This window comes from Mycobacterium sp. smrl_JER01 (assembly GCF_048513595.2).
Classification (GTDB): Bacteria; Actinomycetota; Actinomycetes; order Mycobacteriales; family Mycobacteriaceae; genus Mycobacterium.
Genome location: NZ_JBLXXK020000001.1, coordinates 3760251 through 3775521 on the forward strand (window position 1 = coordinate 3760251; position 15271 = coordinate 3775521).

The 15271-nt window shown below is 67.3% G+C and carries 13 protein-coding genes; 8 read left to right on the top strand and 5 right to left on the bottom strand.

Annotated features, from left to right (window positions below):
* The first annotated feature begins 12 nt into the window (after nucleotides 1-12).
* The 6 genes from ACNUDN_RS17705 to ACNUDN_RS17730 all read left to right on the top strand — a co-directional run bounded on the left by ACNUDN_RS17705 (nucleotide 13) and on the right by ACNUDN_RS17730 (nucleotide 7526).
* Nucleotides 13-1560 (top strand): ABC transporter substrate-binding protein, encoded by a 1548-nt coding sequence (locus ACNUDN_RS17705; protein ID WP_419123109.1) that lies wholly within the window; start codon nucleotides 13-15, stop codon nucleotides 1558-1560.
* A 2-nt stretch (nucleotides 1561-1562) separates the two neighbouring features.
* A complete protein-coding gene (locus ACNUDN_RS17710; protein ID WP_419125203.1) occupies nucleotides 1563-2513 on the top strand; it encodes an ABC transporter permease in 951 nt (316 codons plus the stop codon).
* Nucleotides 2510-3406, top strand: coding sequence for an ABC transporter permease (locus tag ACNUDN_RS17715; RefSeq protein WP_419123110.1), 897 nt, complete (start codon nucleotides 2510-2512; stop codon nucleotides 3404-3406). The genes ACNUDN_RS17710 and ACNUDN_RS17715 overlap by 4 nt, the downstream gene beginning before the upstream one ends.
* Nucleotides 3403-5016: a dipeptide ABC transporter ATP-binding protein gene (locus tag ACNUDN_RS17720; RefSeq protein ID WP_419123111.1), complete on the top strand. Its 1614-nt coding sequence runs from the start codon at nucleotides 3403-3405 to the stop codon at nucleotides 5014-5016. Before ACNUDN_RS17715 ends, ACNUDN_RS17720 begins: the two co-directional genes overlap by 4 nt.
* A 30-nt stretch (nucleotides 5017-5046) precedes the next feature.
* Entirely contained in the window at nucleotides 5047-5787 is a 741-nt protein-coding gene (locus ACNUDN_RS17725; RefSeq protein ID WP_419123112.1) for an SDR family NAD(P)-dependent oxidoreductase, read from the top strand.
* Between the two features lie 110 nt (nucleotides 5788-5897).
* Nucleotides 5898-7526, top strand: a complete 1629-nt coding sequence (locus ACNUDN_RS17730; protein WP_419123113.1) for an HNH endonuclease signature motif containing protein — start codon at nucleotides 5898-5900, stop codon at nucleotides 7524-7526.
* Here ACNUDN_RS17730 and ACNUDN_RS17735 read toward each other — a convergent pair.
* Nucleotides 7523-8596 (bottom strand): NAD(P)H-dependent amine dehydrogenase family protein, encoded by a 1074-nt coding sequence (locus ACNUDN_RS17735; protein ID WP_419123114.1) that lies wholly within the window; start codon nucleotides 8594-8596, stop codon nucleotides 7523-7525. The genes ACNUDN_RS17730 and ACNUDN_RS17735 overlap by 4 nt on opposite strands.
* An 18-nt stretch (nucleotides 8597-8614) precedes the next feature.
* Nucleotides 8615-9643 (bottom strand): Rieske 2Fe-2S domain-containing protein, encoded by a 1029-nt coding sequence (locus ACNUDN_RS17740; RefSeq protein WP_419123115.1) that lies wholly within the window; start codon nucleotides 9641-9643, stop codon nucleotides 8615-8617.
* Nucleotides 9644-9714: 71 nt separating this feature from the next.
* Between ACNUDN_RS17740 and ACNUDN_RS17745 the strand changes: the two genes are divergently transcribed.
* Nucleotides 9715-10332 carry a TetR/AcrR family transcriptional regulator gene (locus ACNUDN_RS17745; RefSeq protein ID WP_419123116.1) on the top strand — a complete coding sequence of 206 codons (618 nt, stop codon included), beginning with the start codon at nucleotides 9715-9717 and terminating at the stop codon, nucleotides 10330-10332.
* 1 nt (nucleotide 10333) lies between these two features.
* On the opposite strand, the gene ACNUDN_RS17750 is transcribed toward ACNUDN_RS17745, so the two are convergent.
* On the bottom strand, nucleotides 10334-10660 hold the full coding sequence (locus ACNUDN_RS17750; protein ID WP_419123117.1) for a branched-chain amino acid transporter permease: 327 nt from the start codon (nucleotides 10658-10660) through the stop codon (nucleotides 10334-10336).
* A complete protein-coding gene (locus ACNUDN_RS17755) occupies nucleotides 10653-11354 on the bottom strand; it encodes an AzlC family ABC transporter permease (RefSeq protein ID WP_419123118.1) in 702 nt (233 codons plus the stop codon). Before ACNUDN_RS17755 ends, ACNUDN_RS17750 begins: the two co-directional genes overlap by 8 nt.
* A 45-nt stretch (nucleotides 11355-11399) precedes the next feature.
* Between ACNUDN_RS17755 and ACNUDN_RS17760 the strand changes: the two genes are divergently transcribed.
* Nucleotides 11400-12395, top strand: a complete 996-nt coding sequence (locus tag ACNUDN_RS17760; protein ID WP_419123119.1) for an alpha/beta fold hydrolase — start codon at nucleotides 11400-11402, stop codon at nucleotides 12393-12395.
* Here ACNUDN_RS17760 and ACNUDN_RS17765 read toward each other — a convergent pair.
* The gene (locus tag ACNUDN_RS17765) at nucleotides 12375-15095 is read right to left on the bottom strand and encodes a M4 family metallopeptidase (RefSeq protein ID WP_419123120.1); all 2721 of its coding nucleotides are present in this window, start codon (nucleotides 15093-15095) and stop codon (nucleotides 12375-12377) included. The genes ACNUDN_RS17760 and ACNUDN_RS17765 overlap by 21 nt on opposite strands.
* Nucleotides 15096-15271 lie beyond the last annotated feature (176 nt).

Sequence of the window (15271 nt, forward strand, 5' to 3'; positions counted from 1 at the left end):
GGGTGGTTGCATATGGCGAGGACGGCGGTGCGGACCGCTGTCCTCGCCATATGTGCGTTGGTGGCGACGCTGGCCGGGTGTTCCACCGGTCAACGGGTCGATCTGGGTCAAGGGGCAGCCGGCTCCCTGGTGGCGGCCATCGCGGGCGAACCCGATCAGCTTGACCCGCACCGCACCTCGGCCTATTTCTCCTTCGAGGTGCTGGAGAACGTCTTCGACACCCTGGTCGAGCCCGATGAAGATCTGCAGATGCGTCCCGCGCTCGCCGAATCCTGGGAGGTATCCCCCGACGAGTTGACGTGGACGTTCCGGCTGCGGCCGGGCGTGACGTTCCATGACGGTAGCCCGCTGACGGCCGATGACGTCGTCTACTCCTACCGCCGCATCATCGACGAACAGCTGACCAACGCGGACAAGTTCGCGTCCGTGACCGCCGTGGAGGCGCCGGACCCGTACACCGTGGTGATCCGGGTGGACCGTCCGACTCCCAACATGCTGACCAACCTCGGGGGGTTCAAGGGCATGGCGGTGGTGTCCCGCGCGAATGTCGAGAGCGGGCGGATCGCCACCCACCCGATCGGAACCGGACCGTTCAGATTCCTGGGCCAGAAAAGTGGTGACTCGATCTCACTGGGGGCCAACGAGGACTACTGGGGCGGCACGCCGGGCGTCCCGGGCGTCACGTTCCGGTTCATCTCCGAGCCGTCGACCGCCTTGTCGGCGCTGCAGGCCGGGGAGGTGGATTGGACCGACTCCGTGCCGCCGCAGCGCGTCGCGCAGCTGCGTGACGACGATTCGCTGGAGCTTGCGGTCACCCCGAGCAACGACTACTGGTACCTGGCGCTCAACGCCGCGCGTGAGCCGTGGAACGACGTGCGGGTGCGGCGCGCGGTCGCCCACGCCGTCGACCGGGCCGCCATCGTGCAGGCCACCAGTTACGGCACCGCGGCGGCCAACCAGTTGGCGATACCCGAGGGAAATCCGTGGTTCACCGCCTATGACCGCTACGCCGACGACGGTGCGGACGGCCTGGACACCGCCCGCGCGTTGTTGCAGGAGGCCGGGTCCGCGCCGGGCGCCCTCGACATGCTGGTCACCACGGAGTATCCCGAGACCGTCACCGCAGCCCAGATCATCGCCGACAACCTGGCTCCGCTCGGTTTCTCGGTCAACATTCGCACCGTGGATTTCGCCACCTGGCTCGACGAACAGAACTCCGGCAACTTCGACATGCTGATGATGGGCTGGCTGGGCAACATTGACCCGGACGACTTCTACTACGCCCAACACCACACCGACGGCACCAGCAACGCGCAGAAGTTCTCCGACCCCGAGGTGGACCGCCTGCTCGATGCCGGCCGGGTGGAAACCGACGAGAACGCCCGCAAGTCGGTGTATGCGCAGGCAGCCACCCGGATCGCCGACCAGGTCAGCTACATCTACCTGTACAACCCGTCGGTGATCCAGGCCTGGAATCCGGCGCTTTCGGGGTACGAGGCGCGCCGCGACGGCGCGGTCCGATTCCGTGGTGCGGATTTGAACGCCGACGGCGGTGCATGACGATGATGATTGCGCGGTTCGTGGCCCGGCGATTGCTGTACTCGGCGGTGGTGTTGTTCGGCGTGCTGATCGTGGTGTTCGCGCTGGTGCACCTGGTGCCCGGAGACCCGGTGCGCATCGCGTTGGGCACCCGCTACACGCCGGAGGCCTACGACGCGCTGCGCGCCGCAAGCGGTCTGGACCGGCCGCTGGTGTCGCAGTTCTTCGGCTACATCGGCTCGGCGCTCACCGGCGATCTGGGTGTCAGCTTCCGCAACGGCGATCCGGTGACCGTGACCCTGCTGGAACGACTGCCCGCCACCCTGTCGCTGGGCTTGGCCGGCATCCTCATCGCCCTGACCATCGCGCTGCCCGCGGGCATCTACTCGGCGTTGCACGAAGGACGGTTCAGCGACGCGGTGGTCCGCGTCAGCAGTCAGTTCGGCGTCTCGATTCCCGATTTCTGGATGGGGATCCTGTTGATCGCGTTGTTCTCCAGCGTCCTGGGCTGGCTGCCGACCTCGGGGTACCGTCCGCTGTTCGAGGATCCGTCGGGATGGCTGCGCCACATCATTCTCCCCGGCCTGACGGTCGGCGTGGTGGCGGCGGCGATCATGACGCGGTATGTGCGCTCGGCGGTGCTGGAGGTCGCCGCGATGGGGTACGTGCGCACCGCCCGGTCCAAGGGCCTTCCCCCGCGCGTCGTCACGTTCCGGCACACGGTGCGCAACGCCCTGGTCCCGATCCTGACCATCACCGGCATCCAATTGGCCACGCTGCTGGGCGGGGTGATCGTCGTGGAAGTGGTGTTCGCCTGGCCGGGCTTGGGCCGCTTGGTGTTCAACGCCGTCGCGGCCCGCGACTACCCGCTGATCCAGGGTGCGGTACTGCTGATCGCGGCGCTGTTTCTGTTGATCAACCTGCTCGTCGACGTGCTGTACGCCGTGGTGGACCCGAGGATCCGGCTGGGATGACGACGGCAGAGCATTCGGAGACGGCCGAGGACGGCCGGTTGTCTGCGTGGGGGCTGCTGGCCCGCAACCCGGTGACGCTGGTCAGCGCCGTGGTGCTGACGGTGGTGGCGATCGTCGCGGTGACGGCGAACTGGATTGCGCCGCACGGTGTCAACGACATCGACGTCCCCAACGCCCTGCAGCCACCGAGCGGGTCGCACTGGTTCGGCACCGACGAGCTGGGTCGCGACGTGTTCTCCCGCGTTCTGGTGGCCACGCAGGCGTCCATGCGGATCGCAGTCATCAGTGTGGCGCTGGCCATGGTGGTGGGCATCGCGGTCGGGGTGGTCGCCGGATACCGCGGCGGGTGGCTCGACACGGTGCTGATGCGGGTGGTCGACGTGATGTTCGCGTTCCCGGTGCTGTTGCTCGCCCTGGCGGTGGTGGCCATTCTCGGGCCCGGGGTCACCACGACGATCCTGGCGATCGGCATCGTGTACACCCCGATCTTCGCGCGGGTGTCACGGGCCAGCACCCTGGGCGTGCGCACCGAACCGTACGTGTCGGTCTCGCGCGCGCTGGGCACCGGCGACCTGTACATCCTGCGGCGTCACATCCTGCCGAACATCGCCGGCCCGCTCATCGTGCAGACATCGTTGTCGCTGGCCTTCGCGATTCTGTCCGAGGCGGCATTGTCGTTCCTGGGCTTGGGGATTCAGCCCCCGCAGCCGTCCCTGGGCCGGATGATCTTCGATTCACAGGGTTTCGTGACGATGGCCTGGTGGATGGCGGTGTTCCCCGGCGCGGCGATCTTCCTGATCGTCCTGGCGTTCAACCTGTTCGGAGACGGGTTGCGTGACATACTCGATCCCAAGCAGCGCACCACCATCGAGGCTCGCCGGGGGGAGACATGACCGTCCTGTCCGTCAAAGACCTGCAGGTGCGCATCGGCGCGCGCAGCATCGTCGGCGGCGTGTCCTTCGATGTCGAGCGTGAGAAGACGATCGGCATCGTGGGCGAATCGGGTTCCGGCAAAACCATGACGGTGCTGGCCGCGACCGGCCTGCTGGACGCTCCGGGGGCCCGCGTGTCGGGATCCAGCACGCTGAGCGGCGCGGCGTCGGAGGAACCGGTGCAGCTGGTCGGCGCGTCACCGCGGGTGCTTCGCAGCGTGCACGGCGCGCGTATCGGGTTCGTGTTCCAGGACCCGGGGACGTCGTTGAACCCGCTGTTGACGCTGGAGCGGCAGATCACCGAATCGCTGGAGACCCACCGGAAGCTCACCCGGCGGGCGGCTGCGGCACGCGCCCTGGAACTGTTGGAGGCGGTGGGCCTGCCCGATCCGCAGACCCGGCTGCACGCCTATCCACACCAACTCTCGGGCGGTCAACGTCAGCGGGTGATGATCGCGATCGCGCTGGCATGTGATCCGGAACTTCTGATCGCCGACGAACCGACCACCGCGCTCGATGTCACGACGCAGGCCCAGGTGGTCGAGCTGGTCCGTACCCTGCAGCGTGACTTCGGCACCGCGGTGGTGTGGATCAGCCACGACCTGGGCGTCATCGGTCAGGTTGCCGACGAGGTGACTGTGCTGCGCGACGGGGTGGCGGTCGAGCAGGCGCCGATCATGGACGTCTTCGACCGGCCGCGCGACGACTACACCCGCGAGCTGCTGGCCGCGCGGCCGGTACTCGACACCGCGGGCCCTCCGGCGGTGACGGATGCCGAAACCTTGCTCGACGTCGACGGTCTCGACGTGAAGTTCGCGGTGTCGACCCCGGTCGGGCGCACGACGGTGCATGCGGTCAAGGACGTCTCGTTCCGGATCCGCCGCGGCACCACGCTGGGTTTGGTGGGCGAATCGGGCTCGGGCAAGTCCACTGTCGCGGCGTGCCTGACCGGGCTGGTGAGTCCGAACGCCGGGACCGCGACGCTGGCCGGAGCCGACGTTCTGCACGTCAAGGGTCCGGCTGCGAGAAGGATGCGCCGCCGTGTCGGTCTGGTCTTCCAGGACCCGTTCTCGTCGCTGAATCCGCGTGCCCGGGTGGGAGGTTCGATCGCCGAACCGTTGGCGGTGCACAAACTGGCCGACGGGAGGCAGGGGCGGCGGAACCGGGTGGAGGAGCTGCTTGACCTGGTCGGCCTGCCCACCTCGTTCGCGGACCGGTACCCGCACGAGCTGTCGGGCGGGCAGCGGCAGCGGGTCAGCATCGCCCGGGCGCTGGCCGCGGAGCCGGATCTCCTGATCCTGGACGAGGCGACGGCCTCACTGGACGTGTCGGTGCAGGCCCGCGTTCTCGACCTGCTGGCGCGGCTTCAGCGCGAGCTCGGCCTGACGTATCTGTTGATCGGTCATGACCTCGCGGTCATCCGTCGGCTCAGCCACGACGTCCTGGTGATGCGCAACGGCGAAGCTGTGGAACACCGTCCCGCCGACCAGCTCTTCGCCGTACCCGAGCAGGAGTACACCAGAGCCCTGTTGGCGGCTGTCCCACCGGTACGGCCACGCTCCGCCGTCTGAGGTGCGTGCGCCCCATGAGAAAGTCGTGGGATGAGTCAACTCAGCGGCAAGGTCGCGTTGGTCACGGGTGCATCGGCGGGGTTGGGAGCGGCGACTGCGCGGTTGTTCGCCGAACGGGGAGCCACGGTGTTCGGTATCGCGCGGGATGCGATACGGATGGGTGAGGTGTTCGCCGACATTCCCGGCGGCAGCTTTTCGTCAGTGGACATCACCTCGGCGGCCGGATGTGCGCAGGCGGTGGATGACTGCGTCGCGCGGTTCGGCCGCCTCGACGTGCTGGCCAACATCGCAGGCTTCCACAAGATGCGCCATACCGTCGGCATGAGCGACGACGACTGGGCCACCGACCTCGCGGTGAATCTCAACGGACCGTTCTACCTGTGCCGCGCCGCGCTGCCCCATCTGCTGCAGACCGGCGGCAACATCGTCAACGTGGCCTCCATTGCCGGTGTGGAAGGCGAGGTGTACTCGGCCGGGTACTGCGCGGCCAAGCACGGTCTGATCGGCCTGACCCGTGCGTTGGCCGTGGAATTCACCAAGGAGCGGCTGCGGGTCAACGCGATCTGTCCGGGTGGGATGCCGACCGCGCAGACCACCGAGTTCGAGGCCCCGGAGAACGCGGACTGGGACCTGATCATGCGGATCGCTTCCCCACGCGGATTCATGGAGACCCAGGACGTCGCCAAGACCATCGCGTTCCTCGCCAGCGACGATGCCGCGGCGGTCCACGGCGCGGTCTACCGGGTCGACAACGGTAAGGGCGCCGGCTGAGTCTCTGACACTTTCGCGGATTACCGGGCGATTATCCCCAATCCCTGATTGATCCACAGCCGCGGACGGAGCCGATGCGGCGCAGGCTCCGCACCGCTACATTCGAAAGTGTGTTCGATGATTTCCTCGCTGCCGTCTCGGCCGCCCGCACCCCAGGATCCGGGGTCCGGGCGTGCGCGCGACTGGAGAACGCCGCCTGTTCGGCGCGGTTGGGATACATGGCCGACATGCTCGCCGCCGCCTATGCGGCATCCGGCTCCGCCAATCGTGAGCAATGGCGCTGCGACAACTGGAGTGCCGTGTGCGCGCAGATCGGCGCTGCGCACGCCGTCACCAGCGGGGTGGTCAGCGGACTGCTGATGGATGCGGTCACGCTGCGTGAACGCCTGCCGAAAGTCGCCGCGGTCTTTGCCGAAGGCCTCATCGCCTACCGCCTGGTCCATCTGATGTGCACCCGTACGATGCTGGTCAAGGACGCAGAAGCGTTGCGTGCGTTGGATGCCGAACTGGCCGACACGCTGTGCACCTGGGGCGCCAGGTCAGTCGATCAAACCCAGAGCGACATCGACGCCCTGGTGCTGCTCCACGACCCCGACGCAGTGCGGCGCAGTCAATCCAGCAACCGCAGCAACTACGTGGAGGTGGCGACCGAGAACGCCACGGGCACCGCCTATGTGACAGCGACCGTGACTGCCACCGATGGTGAAGCCTTCGACCAACGGCTCGATGCGTTGGCACGCACAGTGTGCCCCCGTGACCCTCGCGATCTGGACCAGCGCCGCGCCGCAGCGGTCGGTGCGATGGGCTTCGGCTGGGACCGCCTGCCGTGCCTGTGCGAAACCGACGGTTGCGAGGCCGCCGCGACACCCTCCGCCGGCGGTGTCGTCATCCACGTGGTCGGCCGCCCAGACATCGTGGACGCGACAAACACCCAACGCTCACCTCATACGGGCGGCCCCGGCGATGGGCAGCCGAAGGTCCACCCCCCAGTTCCAGACCTCCCGCGCGAGGAGAAGCCCGCCGAGGTGGCGACCAGGCCCAACACGGCAGGCGACCTCACCGCCCTGCGTCGCACACTGACCGGAAAGAACCCGCCATTACTCCCCCGTCCCTGGTACACCTACACGTTGGCCGGATTGGTCGCTGCCCTCGCAGACGGCCCCGGGCAGACGTGCCCGGCGGGACCCGCAGCCATCGTCGGAGGCGCGGTCATCCCGGCGCCGGTCGCCACGCAGGCTGCGATGCATGCGACCATCACAACTCTCGTCCACCCTGGTCAGGCACCGCCCGAACCGCGATACCGGCCGTCACGGCGACTCGACGAATTTGTGCGCTGCCGTGATCAGACGTGCCGATTCCCAGGATGTTCGCGGCCTTCCACCATCACCGACATCGACCACACGATTGCCTACCCCTACGGACCCACCTGCGCGTCGAACCTGGCTTGCCTCTGCAGAGAACACCACTTGCTGAAGACATTCTGGCCAGGCTGGTCCAACGAGCAGTTTCCGGATGGGACCATCATCTGGACAGACCCGGAGGGCAGCACCTCCACCACCTACCCGGGCAGCAGGCTCCTCTTCCCTGAACTCTGCGTGCCCACCGCCGAATTCGTACTCCCACGGGGGTTACCGCCCAAGCACACGGCGGGACTGACCATGCCGAAGCGCACCACGACCCGTGCACAGGCGCGCCGACAGCGCATCGACGAGGAACGCCGAAGAAACGCCGAAAGCTAGAGCTTGAACCTGCCCGCGAAACCGCGCAGCGGCAGATCGGCCGAGGTGATGACGCCCGGCCTGGCGGCGACCACCGACGAGATCGCGCTCAGCGCGGGCATTCCGGTGACAGTCATCCCGATCGAGGCGAAGTTGGCCGGATCGGACAGATCCACGCCCGGTTTCGGGAAGATCATGTGCTTGTTGTAGATGTTCGGATCGCCCTTGATCTGGGTGATGTAGCAGCCCTTGATATCCCAGCTCGGATCGGTGTGCGGGGTCATCTGCCATTCCAGATGGGTCTCGACGCGGGGCACGCCGTCGACCATGCCCTGGTATTTGATGTAGTTGCCGCCCAGCGATCCCTTGGGCAGCTGATACCAGCCCAGGTCGATGTCCTTGGTGCACGCGCCGAGTTCGTAGCTGAACGTCACCTCGTCGAGTTCCAGACCGAAGCAGTCGGCCATCATGTACACGCTGTCGGCGAACACCCGGGTGTACTTTTCCAGCTTGCCCGGAATGTCCGGATCGTCCACGGGCTGCCCGTATCCCACCTCGATCCAGGTGTCCTTCGAGTGATGGCAGGACACGTCCACCGATTCGATGGTGGTCACGTTCTCGATCTCGGCGACGTCGGCCGAACACACCACTCCGAGGATCTGGTTCAGGCCCGGATTCATCCCGGTGCCGTAGAACGTGGAAGCCCCCTTCTCACAGGCCTCTTGGAGCAGCTGGGACACCGGCTTGCCGGACGGGTGCGGGTGGTTGCGGTCGCGGTGCCATCCGGTGATCCAGTCGGCGGTGGTCACGATGTTGATTCCGGCTTCGAGCACCGTGACGTAGAGATCCTCGTCGGGGAAGACACCGTGGAAGGTCAGTACGTCGGGCTCGGCGGCGATGATCTCGTCGACCGTGCCGGTCGCGATGACGCCGTTGGGCGCCAAGCCGGCCAATTCGCCGGCGTCGCGGCCGATCTTGTCGGGCGAATAGCAGTGCACCCCAACCAATTCGAGATCAGGCCGGTCAGCGATCCGCTTGATCATCTCGGAGCCGACATTGCCGGTGGCAACTTGGAATACCTTGATCGTCATGGGAATACCTTTCGGGAGTCAGAGCGCGGGACGGGCGGCCAGCTCGGCGGCACTGCCGCCCCTGCCGTCGGGGTAGAACTTCTTGGCCCACTCGCGAATCGCGGTGAACCCTTCGAGTTCGGAACTGGCCAGCGCGGGCGGGTCCGAGTACCGCTGATGAGCCCAGATGTGGATGTCCTGGCGGAACTGCCGGATCACCTCGGCGCCGAACTCTTCGGCCTTGGCCCGGGCGCGGTCGGGGTTTCGCACCTCACCTTTCGGCCTGCCGATGTACACCATGAACCGCACGTCGGACGTGGAGTCGTCGACCGGGGTGATCGCGGAGATGGTGCGGTTGTCGATCATCCCCCAGCTCTTGGTCACCGCGATGCCCAGCCCGCCGTTGATGGCCTCCACACCGCTGCCGACGTCCTCGATGCGCTGTCCGTCGTCACCTTCGAACGTGATCGTGAAATCCACGTAGGACACCGGCCCGTCGAAGTCGTGACGGGTGAAGATCGGGTTGATGGGTGTGCCGTGGACGTACTTGAAATGGGCGACGTCGACCCCGTTCTCGAGCACGTACTGCGGATGCATCTCCAGGCCCTGCTCGAACAGCCGCTGCTGCGGGTAGTAGTCGGCGCTGGCGGCGCCGTCGCCGAAGTCGGCGAAGATGTCGGGAGCCTCGAAGAACGGTTGCCGGTTCTCGATGTCGTGCCAGATGTAGATCGCCTCGTTGCGTTCCACCACCGGGTAGGTCTTGATCCGACGGCCGCGATTGGGCCGGTCCTCGTACGGGATGCAGACGTTGCGGCCCTGCTGATTCCACTGCCAACCGTGGAACGGGCACTGCAGCACCTCGCCGTGGACGGAGCCGCCGAAACCCAGGTGTGCGCCGAGGTGTTCGCAGTAGGCGTCCATCACCGTGACCTGTCCGGATTCGGCGCGCCACGCGATCATCTCCTGGCCGAAGTACTTCATGGTGCGCACGTCCCCGACCCCGACCTCGTCGGACCAGGCGACCTGAAACCAGCCGGTCGGCTTCATCGACAGGGGCGGTGTGGCCATGCCGTGAAGAGTAGAACAGTCGACGAGAGAAACATAGTGGGTTCTACGAAAAGTTGGGTAGGCTGACACCTATGACCGAGGCTTCCGCCCGACGCCCGAACCGGCGCGGTCAGGCCACTCGGGCGAACATGCTGGAGGCGGCCCTGCGGTCGCTGGCCTCGGGAGATCCGGGTTCGGTCTCGGCGAATCGGATCGCCAAGGACATCGGTGCGACCTGGGGTGCGGTGCAATATCAGTTCGGCGACGCCGACGGGTTCTGGGCTGCGGTACTGCATCGCACCGCGGAGCGGCGCGCCGATGTGTTCGCCGCTATCGCCGGCGACGCCTCGTTACGCGAGCGGGTCGCGAGCATCATCGACACATTGTATGACGGTCTGGCGGAACCGGATTCGCGGGCGATCGAGAACCTGCGAGCGGCCCTGCCCCGGGATCCGGCCGAGCTGGAGCGGCTCTACCCGCAGACCGCGGCGGAACTGTACTCCTGGGGACAGTCATGGCTGCAGATCTGCCGCAACGCCTTCACCGGCCTCGGGGTCGATCCGCAACGCGTCGACGAAGTTGCCACGCTGATTCCCGGCGCCATGCGGGGTCTGGTCTCCGAGCGCCAGCTGGGCTCCTATGCCGACCTCGACGTCGCGCGCCGGGGTCTGACCAACGCGCTGGTCGCCTATCTGCAGGCGGCCGACTGAGTCACCCCCACAACGACATCAACGTCACATAGCAGCACGTGCCGGCCAGGATGCTCAGCAACGCCTGACCGCGCCACAGGTGCAGACCGGCGGTGACCGCGACGGCGATCCCGAGCCACATCAGCTGCACCGGCGTGGTCCCGGACACGGTGCGCAGGGTGTAGACCGCCAGGATCAACATCACCCCGACCGGCATGTGCACGCTGAGGTATCTGACCACCCGGCTGTGCCGCAGCGGCGCCAGCGCCGCGAACGGCAGCGCACGCAGCGCCCAGGTGACCGCCGCGCTGACGGCCACCAGCACTGCGATGTGGGCGTTGTCAGCCATCCTGGGTCCGTCGCCGCAGCAACATCCGCGCCAGCAGGGCGCCGGTGAACGCGGTGAACGCGGTCACCAGCAACTGGCCGGGCACCACCAGCCACGCCGCGGCGGCGCACACCACCGCGGTCGCCGCGGTGATGCGGTCGGGCCGTTGCCGGTAGGCGTCGATACCCAGCACGATGAACAACGCGGTCAGTGCGAAGTCCAGCCCGGTCAGCCGCTCGATCGGCAATGCCTGCCCGAGCAGACCACCCAGCGTCGCTCCAATCACCCACAGCAGGTGGAAACACAACTGCATCGACAGGATCGCACGGGTGGTCCACGAGCGTGCTCGCGGACCGGCGGCGACGGCATAGGCCTCGTCGGAGAGCGTGTAGGTGCTGTACAGCTTCGCCGGGACCCCGCGCACCCGGTGCAGCGGGAACGACAGCGCATAGAACACGTGCCGGGAATTCACCACGAAGGTGGTCAGGGCCACTGTCGCCAACGGCGCCGCCGTCGCGGCCAGATGAACCATCAGGAACTCCAGCGAACCGGCATAGATGACCGCGGCGAACACCGGCGCCCACCACCACGCCAACCCGGCATGCACGACCAGCAGACCCAACGCGGTGCCCAACGGGATGAAGGCCAGCCCGACGGGAGCGGACAGCGCCAGGACACCTCGTACCGAGTCGTCGGACTCCGAACTGGGCGGCACGGAAAACACCTCCTCGACGAGAACCCAGCGGCTAGCTTTCCACGGGTGGACATCTTCACCGAGTGGCAGCGCGGCGGCACCCGACTGACCTGGGCTTCGACCACACCGGCGAACGGCGGAACCGAGGTCGAGGTGTTCTTCCGCCGCTGCGGCACCGAGGGTGCGCCTGCTCTGGTGTGTGTGCACGGTTTCCCGACCTGCGGGTTGGATTACCATGCGCTCACTCTTGAACTGGCCGATCGGTTCGACATCTACGTGCTGGACTTCCCGGGCTACGGCCTGTCGGCGAAACCGCCGTCCCCGTATGTGTATTCGCTCTACGACGATGCCCGGCTGCTGGTGCATGCGATCACCGAGGTGTGGCGGTTGGGTGACGGCTACCGGATGATCACCCACGACCGCGGTAGCAGCGTGGGCATGATCGCGCTGGGTCTGCTCGCCGACTCCGGTGTCGCACCGGCCGACGTGTTCATGACCAACGCCAACATCTATCTTCCGCTGGCGAACCTCACCGCGTTCCAGACCGCGCTGCTCGACGACGCCACCGGCCGCGCCACCGCGGCCGCGACGACCCCGCAGATGCTGGCGGCCGGCCTGGGGGCGACCACATTCATGCCCCGCAGATCGTCCGATGACGATGAGATCGCCGCGCTGGCACAGTGTTTCGCGCACAACGACGGAATGGTCGTGTTGCCCGACACCGTCCGCTACCTGCACGAGCGCGCGGCCGACGAGACCGGTTGGCTGGAGCGGCTCGGCACCCTCGATGTCGACGTCTCGCTGGTCTGGGGACTGCACGACAGCGTGGCCCCGCTGCGGGTGGCCAACCACGTGTGGCAGCAGTACCTGAAACCCAAACCGGGCGTGAACCGCTACTGGGTGATCCCGGGCGCCGACCACTACGTGCAGTGCGATGCGCCCGTGCAGCTGGCCGAGATCATCCGGCGCACGGCCGACGGCTCCCCGATCGACCTGCAGACCCTCGGAAACCGCCCCGATGGGGCGGTGTTGGTCGACCGGTCAGGCGGCGATCGCCGATGATGCCGCGGCGCCGTAGATCTCGACGGTGTCGAATGCGCTCGCAATCGCGGCGAGTTGCGCATCGGTGAACCCCTGTGCGCGTGCGGTGCTGAGCACCGCGGCCCGGCCGTCGACGAAGCGGGCGGTGCGGCTCAACCGTCCCAGGGAGTGATAGAACACCTTCGCCCACGCCTGGTCACTGACGCCGGCGGTCGCGGAGTTGGTCATCATCAGGTAGGCGGCATGGCTGAAGATGGTGCTGTTGACGTGCTCACCACCGTCGTCACCGGTCCCGGTGTACCTGGTGCTGTAGCGGTCGCGGTGCGGTCCGTAGGCCGTTCTGATCGACGTCGGGTCGGCCAGGTTACGCACGGCACCCAGCGCCGAGTCCTCGCCGATGAGCCAGCGGTCCGCACCGGTCTTACCCTCGACCAGCAGGCCGAAGATATCGGCGTAAGCCTCGTTGAGGGCCCCGGACTCGGCGTAGTCCAGTACGCTGCCGCCGTTGCCGACGACATAGGACACCACGGCATGGCTGAACTCGTGGGCCACGATGTCCAGACCCGCCTGCAGATAGCCGCTGTCACCGAAGCCGAACAGCTGTCGGCTGGGATCCCAGAACGCGTTGGCGTAGCCACCGGCTGACGTCCGGGGGTTGTATCGGATGCTCACCACGACCAAAGCACCGTCGTCGTCGAAACTCTGCCGCCCCAGCACGTCGAGGAAGTAGTCGTAGGCCACCGCCATGTTGGCGTGAGCGGACACGGCGGCCGCGTCCCAGCCGAACAGCCCCCGCTTGACCACGGAACCGGGCAGCTTGGGGCTGCCCAGCCCGAACAAGCCGTAGGTGGTCTTGTAGGTGGTGATGTTGCGTCCGGCGTCGAGGAGCTGATAACTGCGGTACCACAACACCTTTCGAGTGTCGATGGTCACGACTCGAGACTGTCCGAGCCAGTCTGTGGCAGTGCTGGTCGAGGTGGCCGAATGCACATGAGAGGTGCTGGCCATCACGGTGCCCGCGGTCGCTCCGTCGGCATAGATGAGGTAGCTCGCCCCGGACGGCGTCAGCGCTCCGGTGTCGGGAACCACGACCGTGACGCGCCATACCAGCGTCGGCGTGTCGTCGTCCTCGCGAGGATGGACGACCAGTTCGTGGGCGAACGTGCTGACCGCAAGCCACTGCTGAAGGGTCCGCGTGTCGGCATCCGGACCCAGGTAGGCCGACAGCGCGACCAGTCGCACCTCGTCGTGCTCGTCGACCGACTCGTCGGGTGTGACGTCGAAGTCCGCGCCCAGCCCTTGGTAGTAGTTGAACACGCTGGTGACCGTCCCGGCCGCATCGGTCACCAGGATCACCTCGGAGCCCAGCACCGTTACCGCGCCGACCTTCTCGGTATAACGGTAGAAATACTCGGCGGTCGCACCGCGGCCCACCGTGGAGATCGTGATGGCCGACGGCTCGGCGAAATCCGCGGCGGCACCCAACGCTGACGCCAGCGAGTTCAACACCACGGCGGCGTCCTCGACGTTGACCACCAGCTGATCGGTGAACCGGCCGTCGATGACACCGACCGCGCGATCTCGGCCAGGCAGGACCGCCACCCCGCCCCGGGCGGTCAATTCGTCGATGTCGAAGGCTGCCAGAACACTATGGGGCCCAGCCGGATTCGCAGCAATGACGACAGTCACTTCGGTCGGCCGGGTGATACCCAGCAAGCCGAGTAGGCCGTGCACATGGAACGGGTTGCCGCCGGTGTCGTCGATGCGGACCGTGAACGTATCGGATCGTCCCGCCGCGGCAGCGCCGGGGGTGTAGACGAAACCGCCCGCGGCGTCCATCACCACCCTTCCACGGGTGGGCCCCGCGACCAGGGTGTAGGTCAGTGCCACGTCGTCGTAGTCGACGGCGTTCAGATTCCCGCCGACGGTGCCGTCCGGGCCGGGTCCCGAGATCGTGACGGCGGCGGTGGGCCGCTGGTTGTTCCAGGTGTACTGGAACTGGCGCACCGCCAGCCACAGCGACTGCACCAACGCCGAGACCGGCGTTCCCGGCGCGGGGTTGTCGCTGCCGATCGGGCGGAGCCCCACCCAGGTGAGCACGTCGGTCACCATGCTCTGCACGGTCACCGGCCGCGTATCGGCGAGGGTGCGCAGGGTGCGGGTACCGGTGGTCGCCGCGGCCGATACCGGTGGCGCCTCCGTCACCGCGCCCTGCTGCGGCGAGGCGGCGGTCACGTCCTGCATGACGTCGGCCGACAGCGCTTCGGCCGACAGCGCTCCGGGCGCCGGTGACTCGGCCTCCGCTCTCTGCTGTGAGCGTGCGGAGGAACGCGGGGCGGGCTCGCGGTCGGCCGCTTCGTCGGTCGCCTCCTCGGCGTCGGCTCCCTCGGCGTCGGCTCCCCCGGCGTCGGCTCCCCCGTCCAGGGCCCCGTCCAAAGCCCCGTCATCAGCGCTTTCGCCGTCAGCTGCGTCGAGGTCGGCGTCGAGGTCGGCCTCATCACCGGTGGTCGCGTCGTCAGCTTCGGCGTCGTCGCGGTCAGGCTCGACGGTGGTGCCCGACACCGGGCCCGAGGTCGTGCCGTTGGTGTCACCGGTCTGCGAGGCCCCCGACGACCCCGACTGCTCTGATGACTCGGCCGGACTGGCCACCGCGACGCCCTGCCCCACGACCATGCCCATGCCGATGCCGAGGAGCACGACCCCGGAGTACAGACCGCGCAACGAACTACTCGGTGGGCGCGATTTCGGGCACCGGTCCACGTTGACCCCCAGCGTTGACGTAGCCAGCGAAACCTACCACTTCCCAGCAAACTTCTGGAGCATTCCCGCCGGGTTTGCCCGCGACGTCACCGATGCCGTTGCGTCGGCAAGTTCTTCGGAATTGACGCGCCCGGCAC